Consider the following 15,380-nt stretch of genomic DNA (forward strand, 5'->3'; position numbering starts at 1 on the left):
CGGCAGCAGCCGAACTCTACCTCATTACCGCGCTGGGGCCTGACGAGGCCTCCCGGGAGCTTTGTGCGCCGAGCGCGCTGGGCGCACAAGACTCATCGGGCGGTCGATAGCGTCACTTCACACGCGTTGCGGCAGCGTGCCGACTTCAATTGCTCCCATCGTTCGGCCTTGCCTTGGCGCTGTCGTTGGTGGTGTCCGACGCTGTTTTTCCGTCCGGTTGTTGGCCGAAATAGGTGCCGCCGAGGTGGCCGCCGGCGCTGGTGTTCCTGACCTGCTGTTCTGCACGTTTTTGAAGTTCACGAACGTTGGTCTTGCTCATGTTCGGCTCCTTTTTCGAGGTTCACGACTTCTCACCAACCGGTGGGGGCCGACACAGTTCCATATTTTCTGCCGGAACACTTCCTAGCCTTGGCGGTTTTCCCTACTCAACTAGGAGAAACGACGATGGGCATGACAACTCCCAAGGACGGGCCTCCGGGCACCACCGATCAGTCCCCCCGCTGGGAAGGACCGAAAGGAAACACTCCGCGCGGCTACCTGAAACCCAAGGACGATCCGGACAAAAACCGCGACGCCAACGGCGAAAACAATCGCGACCCGGAGATGAGCGACATTTCCGATGCGCTGAAGCAGAAGGGTGAATGACATGGCCGATCCGAAAAAGGACGCGGCCGGCCAGTTCGCCAGATCCCAAGCCGACCGGAAAGCGAGCGGCGTGGCGAGCGCAAAGCCAACGGTGATCACCGGCTCCGAGGATGCAACGGTGAACAAGAACCCTCCGGGCAAGAAGAAGCCTGAGAAGGACTGGGACATCAACTACGATCCCGCCGATACGAACGAGGGGCGGATGCGCTGAGCTTTTGGCGCACCGCCTCATTCCGTTCGCCTTAAGTTAACGGCCGAAATAAGCCGGATGGTCGATGTCGGCGAGCAGGCCGGGTTCTGTCGGCTGCCAGCCGAGGAGCGCGCGGGTGTGGGCGCTGGAGGTCGGCACGTCTAAGCCTGCAAACATCCCGAACCAGCCGAAATGTTCAGCTGCCTCTTCCCGTGGCAGCGAGACGGCCGGCACATCAAGCCGCCGGCCGATGAGTTCGGCAATCTCCCGGAATGGTACGCCCTCTTCGGCGACTGCCAGGAAAGGGCCGCCCACGGCGCCCCGTTCAAGCGCCAGGCGGTAGACGCGGGCAGCATCGAGACGGTGCACGGCCGGCCAGTGATTGTCCCCGCCGCCGATATAGGCGGAGACGCCCTTCTGTCGGGCCGTCTCGATCAGGATCGGCACGAAGCCGTGATCGCCATGGCCGTGCACCGAGGGTGGCAGCCGGACGGTGGAAGCGCGTACGCCACGGGCGACAAGAGATACCGCAGTGATTTCGGAGGCGCGGGGATATTTCTGCGTCGTTGGCATCGGCGGGTCCTTCTCGGTGCCGATGCGGTCCGGCGCGTGGCCGAGGCCAGCCGTGACGAGCAGCGGGCGGTTGGAGCCCCGAAGAGCTTCGCCGAGAGCCTCGATCGCGCGCCGGTCGGCGGCGCAATTCTCCGCGAATTTCGAGAAATCATGGTTGAAGGCCGTGTGGATGACACCATCGGCCTCAGCCGCGCCGCGCTTCAGGCCCTCCAGGTCCTCTAGCGCGCCGCGCTGGACCTCTGCACCGGCGGCAGCCAAATCCGCCGCTCCCTTATCCGACCGAGCGAGGCCGAGAACCTGATGGCCGGCCGCAATCAACTCCTTTACGACGGCCGAGCCGACCCAGCCGGTGGCTCCGGTGACGAATACGCGCATGTCGATATCTCCTAATGTGACGGAGACAGATATCGAGCAGAATGCTATCATGGTAAAGTAGTGACTTTATCATGGTATAGTGGCTAATAGGATGACTGAATTTGCCGCCTTCGAGAACCGGCTCGGCGCCTACCTTAGGGACCGCCGTGCCAGGCTTGATCCCGCCGCCCTCGGCTTTGCTGGCGAGCGACGCCGCACACCCGGCCTGCGCCGGGAGGAGGTGGCGAGCCGCGCCAATATCAGTGCGACCTGGTACACCTGGCTGGAGCAAGGCCGCGGCGGCGCGCCGTCCGCCGATGTGCTCGACCGAATTTCGCGGGCGCTGATGCTGACGGATATCGAGCGCGAGCACCTCTTCCTCATCGGTCTCGGCCGCCCGCCTGAGGTGCGCTACCGCGGGCAAGCTGGTGTCACGCCGCGGCTGCAGGGTGTGCTTGACGCGCTTGACCCCAGCCCGGCACTAATCCGCACCGCAATCTGGGACGTGGTCGCCTGGAACCGGGCCGCGACTGTGCTACTCACCGACTACGGCGCACTGCCGCCCGAAGAGCGCAACGTGCTGCGCTTCATCTTCCTCGATCCACGCGTGCGCGCCGCCCAATACGACTGGGAAAGTGTGGCCCGCTTCGTCGTCGCCGCCTTCCGGGTGGATGCGGCACGCGCAGGCGCTGCCGCCGAGGTGGAGCCGCTGGTCGACGAGATCTGCCGGAAGAGCCCGGAATTCCGGGCCATGTGGCGTGACAACGACGTTCGCACCCACGGCGAGGGCGCCAAACACATCAAGCACCCGGTGCTCGGACCGCTCTCTTTCGAATATTCCGCCTTCCAGGTGGACGGCCGGCCGGATCTCAGCATGGTGGTGTACAATCCGACGACGGCCGAGGATGCGGCGAAGATCCGGGGATTGGTCGGATGAGACAGCCGGTACTGGGCGGCAGACGCCTTTAATTGACTACCTTCACGCTCAATACACCTTCCTCTGTCTTCCCCTCTTCGTAAGGTGAGCGGATGACGAGCCGGTCGCTACCGGTGTAGCCCTTGTCAGCCGTATAATAGCCGACGACGCCGTTAATCTTGACGCTTTCGCATTTCGAAGTTTTTCCGTCGAGCTTGGGGAAGAGCGGTTCATGGACGATTTCGAGACGCCCGTGTTTCGGCTTTTCGACCACATCCATGGCGGGATAGTCGATCTGGCGGCAGTCGTCGCCGATATGCCAGTTCTTGGCCACCAGCGTTCTGACGCCGCTGCGCACCGTGACTGACAGGGACTGCTGCCGGAAGCCCTCGGAGGTTGTCGTGCAGCTCGAAAGGAGAGCCGTTGTTAGGGATAATGCGACTGATATAAACAGGTTTTTCAAATTTCTCTCAATTTCCGCGGAGGCTCTCTTGAGTTTTGACGAGGCATCCTCCGACGCCCCTCATGCTGAGGTGCACAGCCTGAGGGGCGGAGTCTCGAAGTATGCGTCGCAGTATTCTTCTGCATTTTGGGAGCTATGTTTATCCGGCCAGAGTCTGGCAAACCGGCCGGTAAACTGCGGCCGCTTACTGCAGCGTACGCGTCTGGATCGGTTCGGCGGGGGCGTGAGAAGGGGACGCGGAGAGAGAGTTCCCTTCCAGGCCGGTCGCCACCACCGAGACGCGGAATTTGCCGTCGAGGCTGCGGTCGAAAATCGCGCCGACGACGATATCGGCGTCGTCCTGCACTTCGTCGCGAATACGGCTTGCCGCCTCGTCGACTTCGAACAGGGTCATATCCGAGCCGCCGGAGATCGAGATCAGCACTCCCCTGGCGCCCCTCATCGAGATGTCGTCCAGAAGCGGGTTGGCGATTGCCGCCTCCGCCGCCTTCATCGCCCGGCTTTCGCCGGCGGCTTCGCCGGTGCCCATCATGGCACGGCCCATTCCCTGCATGACCGACTTCACGTCGGCGAAATCGAGGTTAATCAGGCCTTCCTTGACGATGAGGTCGGTGATGCAGCCGACGCCGGCAAAGAGCACCCGGTCGGCCGTCATGAAAGCATCGGCGAAGGTGGTTTTCGCATCGGCGATGCGGAAGAGGTTCTGATTGGGAATGACGATAACGGTGTCAGCGGCCTGACGAAGCGCCTCGATGCCAGCTTCCGCCGTCCGCATGCGGCGATTGCCCTCGAAAGTGAAGGGCTTGGTGACGACGCCAACGGTCAGGATGCCGGCCGAGCGTGCGGCGCGCGCAATGACGGGGGCTGCGCCGGTGCCCGTTCCTCCGCCCATTCCGGCGGTGACGAAGCACATGTGCGACCCGGCAAGGTGGTCCATGATCTCGTCGATCGATTCTTCTGCCGCCGCATGACCGACTTCCGGCAGAGAACCGGCGCCCAAGCCCTCCGTCACATTGGCGCCGAGCTGGATGCGGCGCGACGCTTTAGAGGTAGCGAGAACCTGGGCATCGGTATTTGCTGCGACGAATTCGACGCCTGCGAGCTTTTCCGCAATCATATTGTTGATCGCATTGCCGCCGCCGCCGCCGACGCCGACCACAGTGATTTGCGGCCGCAGCCCGGTAATGCCGCTCTTGGCGTCCGTCATCGCACTCTCCTTTGATATGTCGTTTCCGCACGCCCTCGTCGCGGACAGCGAATCGGCGTCGAGCATAGTCTCCCAACAAGGCAGAGGCGAGGCGAAAGAAGCGATGGCGGCCTTAAGCAGCGCGAAGTTCTTGTCAGCTCTTTGTTGGCAAATCCGAGACAGCCGGCAAGCGCATGGCTTTTCCTCTGACCGCAGTGGCGTCCTTTCATGCGAGAGGTCCGGCAGCGTTGCTGATTTCGATCACAAGCTCCAACGGCGTGTGAACCAAAGTCGCGCCGCGGTGTTTACAGGCATGCGTCTTCTCTGAAAGGAACATCCCCATGCAAAGATTTTTGCTATCCGGTCTAGCCCTTGCAGCATCGGCCGCCACCGCATTCGCCCAACAGCCGCCCGCCTCCCCCCCCGCCTCACCACCCGCCGTGGAGCCGCCCGCAGCGACCGAGCCCGTGTCGCCACCTCCGCCGTCGGCGCCTGATAACGAGGGGAGTATGCGTCGCGGCTCGGATGAGCCGTCCCGAGACCGTCCCGACGACCGGTGGCATGGTTCGAGAGGCGGCATGGGCTTTCATGGTTACCGAGGTCATCGCATGCCGCCGCAGACCAAGGCAGCCCACTTCGAGATCGAGGATGGAGATACCCGGATAGACCTGAAATGCGCGGAGGACGAACCAATGAAGGTTTGCGCCGATCTGTTGCTGCAGGTGATAGATCGCTTGCAGGGCCAGGATTGATTTCACCCATCCGCGCTTGAGGTGAATGCATTATGACGACGTAATCCTGGGGCGCGGGCTTCCCCAAGGCTACGGTTCAGCGCGATCTGCTGCTTGACTTATGCCACAGGCGGGGAGCGGTCCTCCAATGGCAAGGTAGAGCTATCTGGCTTCCGGACGAGAACAGGGCAGGCGGGAGATTCTCGGAAGGCATGTTGGTTGCGCAAGCCTTAGATTGGCAGAAGGTGATCATCGATTCCTCCTAGGTCTTAATGCCGGCCGATTTTCAGCATGAGCAGCCCCGTGAATGATTGGCGGGGCTGCTCATGCTGACTTTGCGATCATTGCGATGCCAGCCCGATTTAGCTCAGGACCTCCACGGGCGGAAATCGCACACAGTCTGCGGCATCGAAAGTGACCGAGAATTGCATCCGGTTTCGATTTGCCCAGTTGATCGCTGCCTGCGATTTTGCCTCGGGATTTTGGTGGCGATCGTGCAATGCGGCACCCAGTTGCCGGGCCGATAGTGCGCATGACAATGGGCGGGATCGACGTCCCGGTGAAGTTCCGCATGCAGTTGGAAGAGCTGCTCGTCGTAGTTCGGCCGCGCCCATAAGATAAGCAATTCGTTCTCGAAGTAACCAATGCCCGAAAAACTTGACGTAACGGCAGGACGGACCCGGAAGACACGTTCTGCTGCCTCTGCCAAGCGATCGATGGCAATCTCCTGATACACGGCGAGGGTGATATGAGGCGGATAATGCAAAGCCCGCATCGAGGCCGCCTCTTCGAATGCTGCGGCTTCATCCCAGAGCTTGAATACCGATGAGGTGGTGTCGTTAAGACATTTGAGGCTGATCCCGTAAGGCATTTAGAAACGTATCCGGTTCGTTCCTGCCGACGATAATCGGAGGCCATGTGCTATGTCGAGCGGTCGAAAGAATCGATGGCGGCTGCCGCACATTGCCATCGGAAAATGAGCGTGACAGGCTCGGGAGGAGGGGCATCAATCATGACGGGAGCCGGAATGGGAGAGATGAGGTGATCGATCACATCACCATCGCTGTGAGTGACCTCGAGAGGAGCAAGGCATTTTACGAAAGTGCTCTCGAGCCCCTCGGCTATCGCTGCGCTTTCGGCAAAGAGAGCGTGTTCTGGGCCTTCGACGTCGGCGGCAGCCTGTTCGAAATCCAGCGTACCGACGAAAAACCGCCGCTCACGCGTCTGCACGTCGCCTTCAGGGTGCGAGACAGGGCGGAGGTCGCGGCCTTTTATCAGGCGGCACTTCAGGCCGGAGCGCGGGATAACGGCGCGCCCGGTCCGAGGCCGGAATATGCCGGGAACTATTACGCCTGCTTCGTCCTCGATCCCGACGGATACAATATCGAGGCAATGATCAATGAACCTGTGCCGCGGGCGTGAGGACGCCCGCCTCGTCAGATATCGCCGCAGGGGGAGGTGGATTATGCCGAATTTCAAAATGCCGTCGTTTCTGTTGGAACGCAACCGCACTGACCAGCAGGACTCTGCCGGCCGTGTTTTGTTCAGCTCCGGACCATCGCCCGCCATGCCGCCGGCGGAGTGGCAAAGGCGCGGGAGAAGGCCCGGTTGAAAGCGGCTTCGGTGGCATAGCCGGCGTCGCAGGCGATGGCCGCAATGGGCCGGGCCGTGGTGGCGAGCGCCGTGCTGGCGAGAGTGAGACGCCAGTCCCTGACATAGCGGATGGGCGAGGTGGCGAGGATGGCCTGGAATCGGTCGGCGAGCGCGCTGCGCGAGAGGCCGGCGGCCGCTGCCAATTGTTCCAGGGACCAGTCTCGGCCGGGATCGCCATGGATCAGGGAAAGGCAGCGCGATAGGGCGGGGTCGGCAAGCGCGGCGAGCCAGCCTGCCGCCTTTGGCGCGGTCATGCTGATCTGGTGGCGCAGGATCTCGATGAAGATGAGCTCCGTCAACCGCGGCAACATCGAGACGCCGCCGGCGCGTGGCCTGTCGACCTCCTCGACCATCTGGCGGATGGTGGCGCGCAGCCAATCGCCGTCATTGGCGACACGGGTTCTCACATGGATGAGCTTCGGCAGCGACTGGCGCAGAGGTCCAAAGCTCAAGCCGTCCCATTGCAGATAGCCGCAGAGCAGCCTTACCCCTTGCGCCGCCTCGCCATAGCGCAGCACAGGAATTTCACGCCACGGTTTCTCTGGCAGGTCGCGCGTCGGCAACACGAGCATGCCATTTTTGCCCGCGCCGAGCTGATGTCCGGTGCCGAAGGGAAACACCAGCACGTCGCCGGCTTCGAGATCGGTCTCTTCGCCCTCCGTTTTCAGCCAGCAGTTTCCGGCGACGACGATGTGAAAGGGCATGGTGCCGAAGGCCCTGCCCGAAAGGCCCGCCAGGGATGGCGCCGCATCAGTCTGCCAGTCGCCCGTCGGCATGAAGCAGAACTGCAGCGCACCGGAAAGGCGGATGGTCGAAAGCAGCGCCGAAAGCACGTCGTCACGTATGACACCCTGGGCAGCTGGATTTTCGGGCAAGGCTTCAAGCATTCCGGCCAAATACGCGCCCCGCGCATCCTCCTATCATGATCTTGTTCAGGCCAAGCGGACAGCTTCGCTGAGATGTAACGTCAACTCACAGGGAGAATACTATGCAAACGCCAAGCGACAAATTGGTCGTACTCGTCACCAAGGGCATCGATTCCGAACTATCCTCCGTCGCCTTTACCATTGCCAATGGCGGCATCACCGCCGGCCTGAGGGTTTCGGTGTTCCTCACGAGCGCTGCCATTGACCTGGTGCGGAAGGGCGGCCAGCGGATGACGCATGTGCCGCCGCTCGACTCGCTGTCGAGTCTGATCGAGAATTTTCAGCAGCGCGGCGGCACGATCTGGGCCTGCCCGCCCTGCGTGACCTCCCGCGGTTACGCGCAGGAAGATCTGCTCGACGGCGTCGTCATCGTTGGCGCCAGCGCCATGCATGCGGAGATCAAGCAAGGGGCGGCGACGCTGTCGTTTTGAAGAGCCAGGCGCGAGAGCAGAATCGTCTATTCTTGCGCTCGGCAATATACTTGTGAGATTGTACCGCTAGACATGCGATACCGCTGCATGGGCGGCGCGGAGGCTTCGATGATGCCCGTAAGGGTCAATGAGCGGATATCGGTGGCGGGACAGCCAGATTCAGCCGATTTTGCCGATTTTGCCAAGCAGGGCTTCGCAGCGGTCATTAATGCCAGGCCAGATGGCGAGGAGCCGGGCCAGCCAGGCAATGCGGCGGAAAAGATTTCCGCCGCCGCCACGGGGCTCTCCTACAGTTTCGTGCCGGTGAACGGGAACGAGATTACGGAGGCCGACATCCGCGGCTTTCAGTCGGCGATGGCTGAGGCTAAGGGGCCGGTCGTTGCCCATTGCAAGAGCGGTACGCGGGCATTGACGCTCTATGTGCTGGGCGAGGTGCTCGAAGGGCGGATGAAGGCGGCGGATGTCCAGACCTTCGGCGAGAGCCTCGGCTTCGATCTTGCCGGCGCCCGCCGCTGGCTGGAAAAGACGGCAAGCCCGCGGCCTCAGGTGAAAGCCTTCTTCGAACCCCGCACCTGCAGCGTGCAATATGTCGTCACCGATCCGGCGACGAAACGCTGTGCGATCATCGATCCCGTGCTCGACTTCGACGAGATGTCGGGCGCGACGGGAACGATGAACGCCGATGCCATGCTTGCCTACATCGAGGGCGAGCGGATGACTGTGGAGTGGATCCTCGACACGCATCCGCATGCCGATCACTTCTCCGCCGCCCATTATCTGAAGCAAAAGACGGGCGCGCCAACTGCGATCGGCGTCCATGTCAACGATGTGCAGAGGCTTTGGAAAGAGATCTATAACTGGCCAACGCTTGCAACCGACGGATCGCAATGGGACCGGCTCTTTGCCGATGGCGACACTTTCGAAATCGGCGATCTTACCGGCCATGTGATGTTTTCGCCCGGCCATACGCTGGCATCGGTGACCTATGTGATCGGCGATGCTGCCTTCGTCCATGATACGATTTTCACGCCGGACTCGGGGACGGCGCGAACGGATTTTCCCGGCGGCAGTGCGACCGCCCTCTGGCACTCGATCCAGGCGATCCTGTCGCTGCCCGAGGAGACCCGGCTCTTTTCCGGCCACGATTACCAGCCGGGCGGCCGTCACCCGCGCTGGGAAAGCACGGTCGCAGCGCAAGAGCGCGCTAATGCGCATATTGCAGGCATAGACGAGGCAGGTTTCGTCGCGCTGCGTCAGGCGCGCGACCGCACACTGCCCAAGCCGAAGCTGATGCTGCATGCGCTGCAGGTCAATATCCGCGGCGGCCGGCTGCCGGAACCAGAGGAGAACGGCCGCCGGTATCTGAAGATCCCGCTGGATGCCTTATGATGGAGGCGACGAGGAGGCGAGGCCGTCATGAACTGGCTGGCCTTTTTCCCGGACTGGCCTATGATTTCCTATTGCATCATGCTTTCCGAAAATCGGAATCGGTGTTCGGAAAGCATGATGCGCAGTTTCAAGGTGCTACAGCGTCCTTTGCGCGTCCGACAGGACGCGTTGCGCTGTAAGGTGTGCGCGCCCGGTCGAACGGAGTTTTGAAATGCTCGAACGAAATCAGCTTCCTTTGCGCCCGGTTGCTCCCGGGTTCGCCGCCGCCTGGGTCACGGTCATTGCTGGCGCCAGCGTCGCTCTCAGCCTGCTTTTCGCCTGCATCACGCCTTTCGTTGCCCTGGCGGCAGTCTCGGCGGTCGCTCTTCCCAGGCAGATGGCGATAACGGCGGTGCTGCTTGCCTGGCTTGCCAACCAGGCGGTCGGATATCTCATGCTCGGCTATCCCCAGACCTTCGACAGCTTTGCCTGGGGGCTGACGATCGGTATCGCGACATTTGCGTCTCTCGCCGCATCACTTGGCGTGCTCCGCCTCGATACCGGCCCAGCCGTTACCATGGCTGGCGCTTTTACCGCCGGGTTCATTGCGTATGAAGGTGTGCTCTTTGCCGCGGCGGTAGTGCTTCCGTCAGGCGACGGCGCGTTCTCGGCAGCAGTTGTCGCCGAGGTTCTTTTGATCAACGCCCTGGCCGTGATCGGACTGATCTGCCTGCATATGGGCGCAGCGTCGAGCCGCGCGCTTGTCACAGCACAACAGGGACCGGCGCTGCCTTAAGCCCTTGCCTTGATAAATGTCTTCTCAAGGCTGCCGGCGCGCCTCTCGGCCCAGCAAGCGAAAGCGGGGTTGAGGTAGCGACCGGCAACCGCTATCTCGTTCCGACCCGCAAGCGGATCCTCCCAAACCACAAGGCGCATAGCTTCCATGAGTCCCGATTTCCTCGTCACCCATTCCGGTGGTTTCCATGCCGACGAATTGCTGTCGAGCGTCATCCTGACGCGGCTTTTCCCGCAGGCGCGTCTGATCCGCAGCCGGGCGCCGGAATGGATCACGCCAGCTCCGGACCGGATCATCTATGATGTCGGCGGAGCCTACAATTCTGCTACAGGCGTATTCGATCATCACCAGCGCGGCGCGCCGCTGCGCGACGATGGCCAGCCCTATAGCTCGTTCGGTCTGATCTGGAAGCATTACGGCCGTCAATATCTCGCAGCCTCCGGTCTTCCCGAAGATCATGTCGAGGCCCTCCACGCCTCTTTCGACACCGGTTTCGTGCTGCCGATCGACCTGACCGACAATGGCGCGCTCAGCCCCTCGGGTCCTTTGGCGGGCTTGACGCTGCCGGCGCTGCTCGAGACCCTGAAACCGGTGTTCGATGAGACGGAGCCCGAGGCTGACGATCGCGCCTTTCTCTCGGCGCTGGGCATTGCCCGCAGTTTCGTCGAGGCGGGGATCGCGCAGAGCGCCGCAAAACTGCGGGCCGAGGCGATCGTTTATCGGGCGATCGAGGCTGCGGGACAGGGGCGTGTTCTGGAATTGCCGAGGGGAATGCCTTTCCGACCCGCCATCGTCAAGGCCGGTGCCGATCATCTGCTGTTCGTCGTCCACCCCCGCGAAAAGGATTGGTGCGTAACCGGCATTCGACGCGGCGACGAGGGGTTCGAGCTGCGGGCCGACCTGCCCGCGGCCTGGGCCGGACTTGCGAATGGTGAGCTGGAAGCGGCCTGCGGCATAAAGGGCGCAAGCTTTTGCCATAATGGCCGCTTCATCGCCGCCGCCAAGACCCGGGAGGCGGCCCTTGCCATGGCCGAATTGGCGGTAAAGGAGGCGCTTTCCGTCGAGGTGTAGTTCAAATGGCAGCAGCTGAGGGCGCTTCATCCCGCGGGAGCGTTCCTTCATCGTCGCTGTCGCAAGATTTGGTGACGGAAAGCGATCGCTTTGCCTGATGTTTGCGACAGCTCGGGATAGGCGACTTCGCGGCTGCTAGGAATAGCGCATCCGGAATGTCACCGACGTTGAACTTCAGACATCCTATGGTGCGAGATCAACATGATGTGCGCCGTGCGGCAGCGGCACGCGGCCGAGCCGGCTGAGCGTCGGCCGGTCGCCTTTTTCAACGCGGAAGACCTCGAGCCCCGGGCCGGCCTCAGGCAGGGATCCATCATGGCCCTGAAAAACAGTGACAAGGAAATGGTCTCCTGTTCGATCGAAGGCACCGCCCTCCGGCAGGACTCCCTCGAAGGAATAGTCTGCGCGCTTGGAGATGGCACCGGTTGCCGGGTCGAAGCTCAGAAGCGTGACGCTGGCGTTGCGGTGGAAGCGGGCCGAGCCGGGCGGGAAGGCGGTGCCGCGCATATTGACGGTAGCGACGAGCCGGCCATCCGGGCTGATGGCTATACCCTCGGAGGAGAAGTCAGTCTCAGCGGCGCCGACAAGATTGTGGCGTGCCGGTCGATGCGATTCCGCGGGATTGGCGAGCTTGATGACGCTGATCGTCGACGGTGTCTGCGGAATGCGGCCCTCCAGGTTCGTCGCAGCGAAGTTCCGGCCCCAGTTCGCGGTTAGATAATGGCGCCCGTCCGGCGTGAAGCGCCCGACGAAGGGATCTGCGCCGACCTTCACGACATTCCCCCAGGGACGCAGCATGGGCGCGTCGTCGGCGCCGATGACCTCGAAGAAGGCGACACGGCTTTGGGTATTGATGTTGACCGCCAGGAAGCGGCCTGAAGGATGCCAGTGGACGTTGGTCGCGGTCACGCCACCGCGCGGGGCCGGTGCGGATCCCGTCACCCCCAGGTCGGCGAGGTCGAAACGAGCGAGGTGGCCGAAGCGACCGTTTCGATAGGCCACGATCTGGACGAAGCTCGCCTCCGGCGTGTTAGAGACGACGGCGATGCTCTCTCCGTCAGGGCTGATCGACAAAGCCTCGGGAAAGGCTTCAATCTCGATCGTGGCGGAGAGACGTGGGGCGCTGTCCGAAAGATCGACCGCGAAAAGCCGCCGGCCCGGCGGCAGGTCGCCGATCCTTTTACCACCCTCCGGACGCTCCCCCAGCCTTTCCGTGACGAAAGCAGTTCTCCCGTCTTTGGTGAGTGCCAGGATTTCTGGCGCCGAGGTCACCGAATTGGAGATCGGTATCGAGCGAGTGACGATCTTGTTCTCAGCTTGCGACATGATAGTCAGCAGGTCGCGATAGCCTGCTTCTCGCGGTGCAAGCTCAGCGGTGCCATAGGTTTGGGCAAGGAAATCGCCGTCGGAGATGACGGCGATCCGACTTGCAGAAACACGGCCGAGAATCTCAGAAGCTGCTTTTGCGCCCCCGGCCGCTTGCGTGCTATCGGGCGCGGCAAGGCTAAAGGCGATGGCGAACGTCGCAGCGGCGAGGATTGGTCCGTTCATAACACTGCTCCCTTGTTGGCGGTCCTTAAAAATGCCGCCGATGCTGATAATTCTCCAATTGGAATTAAGCCGCCTGTGATAGGCGTTTTGCATTAGGAGGGTATCCTGGATATTCGTACGCTCGCCTGTTTCGTGGCCGTTGCCGAAGACCTGCATTTTCGCCGCGCCGCGGAACGGATGAACCTGACACAGCCGGCGCTCAGCCAGCGGATACGGGCGCTGGAAGGCGAGGTCGGAGCCGATCTTTTCGAGCGTGACAGGCGCGGGGTAGCGCTGACGCCGGCGGGCGCGGCCTTCCTCGGCCCAGCCCGCGAAGCGGTGCGGCACGCCAGCATGGCGAAGGCCGAAGCGCTGCGGGCGGTGCGCGGCGAGGTCGGGCGCTTGCGGCTAGGCTTTACGCCGATCGCCTTTTACGGCGTTCTGCCGGAAGCGGTGCAGGCGTTTCGTATCCGTCATCCGCAAGTCGAGGTCGATCTCATCGAGATGAGTTCGCCCAAAGTGGAAGCCGCGCTTGCGTCGGGTGACATCGACCTCGGCGTGCTGCATCCGCCGGTTTCGCGGGATCTCATTCTTTACGCCCTGCCGGACGAGCCGTTCGTTCTGGCGCTTCCGGCGACGCACCGGCTAGCGGAGCAGGCGGTCATCCGCGTCGCCGATCTTGCTCACGAGCCGCTATTGATTGCACCGCGGAGTATCGGCCCCGGTATTTACGACCGTTTGATTGCCCTCTTCACTGCCGAGGGGATCAGTCCCCGGATTGTCCAAGAGGTGACGCCTATGACCACATTGGTTGGACTCGTCGCGGCCGGAACCGGTCTGGGCTTCGTCACCTCCAGCATCGGGAGGGCGACCCGACCGGGTGTTGCCTATCGCCCTGTCCTCCCGCCGCCGCCATCCCTGCCGATCGCGGCGGCGTGGCACCCGCCTACATTGTCAGCCAGCGGCGAGCGCTTCCTGGAAGTCGTGAGGGTATTGGTCGAGCAGGGCGAATTTGCCAGAGCGGCGTCATGAACGGCGGCGCGAGGTGATGAGTAGTCCCGCGCAAACGCGGAAGCGATTGACTTGCAGCCGCGAAGGACTAACTTTAACCCATAGCAACCACCACCCCCGCGTGAATCATGGCCGAGGGTGAGAGTGGCTGGCGACCTTGAGGAGGATGAGGTTTGCCGTGGACTACCGTGTTGTTTTGCTGATCGCCACATCCGTCATTGCCCTTTTTCCTGCAGGCGCCGGGGCGCAGGAAGGAGATGCGACGGCCGGCGCCACCGTTTTCAAGAAGTGCGCGACTTGTCATGTCGTCGATTCCGATACGAACAAGGTCGGTCCGTCGCTGAAAGGGCTGTTCGGCCGCAAGGCCGGAACGCATCCGGGTTTTGCCTATTCGAGCGGTATGAAGGCGGCCGGCGAGGGTGGCCTCGTCTGGGACGAGGCGACGCTGCGTGACTACCTGCACAATCCGAAAGCAAAGGTGAAGGGGACGAAGATGGCCTTCGTCGGAGTGAAGGATGATCAGGAAATCACCAATCTCGTCGCCTACCTCAAGCAATATTCCCAATGAGAAGCAATACTTCAAATGACGGGGTGCGGCCGTTTGGCGATGCCTAAATCGCCGTAATTGCCGATATTTTCTATCTGTGCGATAATAAACACGGACTTTTTATGGAATGCGGTTTCACGGTCAACCTGCTCGAGGAGGAGCGGAAATGGCTGTCGTGCTGATCCTCGTCCTGATTGTCGTCGGCTCCGTGCTGTTCCATGTGCTGAGCCCTTGGTGGTGGACGCCGATCGCGTCCAACTGGACCTATATCGACAGCACCCTCGTCATCACCTTCTGGATCACCGGCATCGTCTTCGTGGCGGTGATTTCCTTCATGGCCTATTGCGTCTACCGCTTCCGCCACAAGCCGGGCAATCGGGCGCATTACGAGCCCGAGAACCGCAGGCTGGAGGTCATGCTCGCCTCGGGAACGGCGGTTGGCGTGGCAGCCATGCTGGCCCCCGGCCTCATCGTGTGGAACCAGTTCATATCCGTGCCGGCCGATGCCGCATCGATCGAAGTCGTCAGCCAGCAATGGCTGTGGAGCTTCCGCCTGCCTGGTGCGGACGGAAAGCTCGGTCGCGCCGAAACGCGCGACGTCACCCCGGAAAATCCGCTCGGCCTCGACAAGAACGATGCAAGCGGCCTCGACGATATCATCGTCGAAGGGGGCGAACTGCATCTGCCCGTGGGCAAACCGGTGCATATCCTGCTGCGCTCGGTTGATGTGCTTCATGATTTCTACGTGCCGGAATTCCGCGCCAAGATGGACATGATCCCGGGCATGGTGACCTATTTCTGGCTGACGCCGACGCGAACGGGCACTTTCGAGATCCTCTGTGCCGAACTTTGCGGCGTCGGCCACTCGCAGATGCGGGGCACCGTCGTGGTCGACAACGACGCGGACTATCAGACCTGGCTCGGGCAGCAGCAGACATTCACCCAGCTGACGGCGTCATCGGGAGAGCCGCCGCCGGCAAACTGAACCG

At 62.2% G+C, this 15,380-nt stretch carries 19 protein-coding genes; 12 read left to right on the forward strand and 7 right to left on the reverse strand.

Going from position 1 to position 15,380, the window contains the following annotated elements:
• Positions 1-145 precede the first annotated feature (145 nt).
• A complete protein-coding gene (locus tag FFR93_RS40805; protein WP_020921649.1) occupies positions 146-319 on the reverse strand; it encodes a hypothetical protein in 174 nt (57 codons plus the stop codon).
• A 125-nt stretch (positions 320-444) separates the two neighbouring features.
• On the opposite strand from FFR93_RS40805, the gene FFR93_RS11575 reads away from it, so the two are divergent.
• The gene (locus tag FFR93_RS11575; RefSeq protein ID WP_064692058.1) at positions 445-645 is read left to right on the forward strand and encodes a hypothetical protein; all 201 of its coding nucleotides are present in this window, start codon (positions 445-447) and stop codon (positions 643-645) included.
• A gap of 1 nt (position 646) precedes the next feature.
• Positions 647-856, forward strand: coding sequence for a hypothetical protein (locus tag FFR93_RS11580; RefSeq protein WP_138393311.1), 210 nt, complete (start codon positions 647-649; stop codon positions 854-856).
• 36 nt (positions 857-892) lie between these two features.
• Here FFR93_RS11580 and FFR93_RS11585 read toward each other — a convergent pair whose 3' ends face one another.
• A complete protein-coding gene (locus FFR93_RS11585; protein WP_138393312.1) occupies positions 893-1,783 on the reverse strand; it encodes an SDR family oxidoreductase in 891 nt (296 codons plus the stop codon).
• Positions 1,784-1,874: 91 nt separating this feature from the next.
• On the opposite strand from FFR93_RS11585, the gene FFR93_RS11590 reads away from it, so the two are divergent.
• Positions 1,875-2,699: a helix-turn-helix transcriptional regulator gene (locus tag FFR93_RS11590; protein WP_138393313.1), complete on the forward strand. Its 825-nt coding sequence runs from the start codon at positions 1,875-1,877 to the stop codon at positions 2,697-2,699.
• Between the two features lie 28 nt (positions 2,700-2,727).
• Here FFR93_RS11590 and FFR93_RS11595 read toward each other — a convergent pair whose 3' ends face one another.
• Both FFR93_RS11595 and ftsZ read right to left on the reverse strand, forming a co-directional pair.
• The gene (locus FFR93_RS11595; RefSeq protein WP_064705399.1) at positions 2,728-3,141 is read right to left on the reverse strand and encodes a hypothetical protein; all 414 of its coding nucleotides are present in this window, start codon (positions 3,139-3,141) and stop codon (positions 2,728-2,730) included.
• Between the two features lie 184 nt (positions 3,142-3,325).
• Positions 3,326-4,348, reverse strand: coding sequence for a cell division protein FtsZ (ftsZ, locus tag FFR93_RS11600; RefSeq protein ID WP_064705398.1), 1,023 nt, complete (start codon positions 4,346-4,348; stop codon positions 3,326-3,328).
• A 320-nt stretch (positions 4,349-4,668) separates the two neighbouring features.
• Here ftsZ and FFR93_RS11605 point away from each other — a divergent pair, with 320 nt between their 5' ends.
• Complete coding sequence (locus tag FFR93_RS11605) at positions 4,669-5,079, forward strand: hypothetical protein (protein WP_138393314.1); 411 nt, start codon at positions 4,669-4,671, stop codon at positions 5,077-5,079.
• A 346-nt stretch (positions 5,080-5,425) separates the two neighbouring features.
• Here the strand turns inward: FFR93_RS11605 and FFR93_RS11610 are convergent, their stop codons facing one another.
• Complete coding sequence (locus FFR93_RS11610) at positions 5,426-5,929, reverse strand: 2'-5' RNA ligase family protein (RefSeq protein ID WP_246661295.1); 504 nt, start codon at positions 5,927-5,929, stop codon at positions 5,426-5,428.
• 170 nt (positions 5,930-6,099) lie between these two features.
• Here FFR93_RS11610 and FFR93_RS11615 point away from each other — a divergent pair, with 170 nt between their 5' ends.
• Positions 6,100-6,480 (forward strand): VOC family protein, encoded by a 381-nt coding sequence (locus tag FFR93_RS11615; RefSeq protein WP_138393315.1) that lies wholly within the window; start codon positions 6,100-6,102, stop codon positions 6,478-6,480.
• 122 nt (positions 6,481-6,602) lie between these two features.
• Here the strand turns inward: FFR93_RS11615 and FFR93_RS11620 are convergent, their stop codons facing one another.
• The gene (locus FFR93_RS11620; RefSeq protein ID WP_064705396.1) at positions 6,603-7,598 is read right to left on the reverse strand and encodes an AraC family transcriptional regulator; all 996 of its coding nucleotides are present in this window, start codon (positions 7,596-7,598) and stop codon (positions 6,603-6,605) included.
• A 101-nt stretch (positions 7,599-7,699) separates the two neighbouring features.
• On the opposite strand from FFR93_RS11620, the gene FFR93_RS11625 reads away from it, so the two are divergent.
• The 4 genes from FFR93_RS11625 (at position 7,700) to FFR93_RS11640 (ending at position 11,303) form a co-directional block, all read left to right on the forward strand.
• Positions 7,700-8,068, forward strand: a complete 369-nt coding sequence (locus FFR93_RS11625) for a DsrE family protein (RefSeq protein WP_138393316.1) — start codon at positions 7,700-7,702, stop codon at positions 8,066-8,068.
• Positions 8,069-8,176: 108 nt separating this feature from the next.
• Entirely contained in the window at positions 8,177-9,457 is a 1,281-nt protein-coding gene (gene blh, locus FFR93_RS11630) for a bifunctional sulfur transferase/dioxygenase Blh (RefSeq protein ID WP_138393317.1), read from the forward strand.
• Positions 9,458-9,668: 211 nt separating this feature from the next.
• Positions 9,669-10,232, forward strand: a complete 564-nt coding sequence (locus tag FFR93_RS11635) for a hypothetical protein (RefSeq protein ID WP_138393318.1) — start codon at positions 9,669-9,671, stop codon at positions 10,230-10,232.
• A gap of 147 nt (positions 10,233-10,379) precedes the next feature.
• The gene (locus FFR93_RS11640; protein WP_138393319.1) at positions 10,380-11,303 is read left to right on the forward strand and encodes an MYG1 family protein; all 924 of its coding nucleotides are present in this window, start codon (positions 10,380-10,382) and stop codon (positions 11,301-11,303) included.
• Between the two features lie 183 nt (positions 11,304-11,486).
• Here FFR93_RS11640 and FFR93_RS11645 read toward each other — a convergent pair whose 3' ends face one another.
• The gene (locus tag FFR93_RS11645) at positions 11,487-12,854 is read right to left on the reverse strand and encodes a hypothetical protein (protein ID WP_138393320.1); all 1,368 of its coding nucleotides are present in this window, start codon (positions 12,852-12,854) and stop codon (positions 11,487-11,489) included.
• A gap of 111 nt (positions 12,855-12,965) precedes the next feature.
• On the opposite strand from FFR93_RS11645, the gene FFR93_RS11650 reads away from it, so the two are divergent.
• From FFR93_RS11650 to FFR93_RS11660, 3 genes are all read left to right on the forward strand, one after another.
• Positions 12,966-13,865, forward strand: coding sequence for a LysR family transcriptional regulator (locus FFR93_RS11650; protein WP_348640324.1), 900 nt, complete (start codon positions 12,966-12,968; stop codon positions 13,863-13,865).
• Positions 13,866-14,022: 157 nt separating this feature from the next.
• Positions 14,023-14,412: a cytochrome c family protein gene (locus FFR93_RS11655; RefSeq protein ID WP_246569368.1), complete on the forward strand. Its 390-nt coding sequence runs from the start codon at positions 14,023-14,025 to the stop codon at positions 14,410-14,412.
• A 145-nt stretch (positions 14,413-14,557) separates the two neighbouring features.
• Positions 14,558-15,376, forward strand: coding sequence for a cytochrome c oxidase subunit II (locus FFR93_RS11660; RefSeq protein WP_138393322.1), 819 nt, complete (start codon positions 14,558-14,560; stop codon positions 15,374-15,376).
• Positions 15,377-15,380: the final 4 nt, after the last annotated feature.

The organism is Rhizobium sp. MHM7A (assembly GCF_005862215.1).
GTDB lineage: Bacteria > Pseudomonadota > Alphaproteobacteria > Rhizobiales > Rhizobiaceae > Rhizobium > Rhizobium bangladeshense.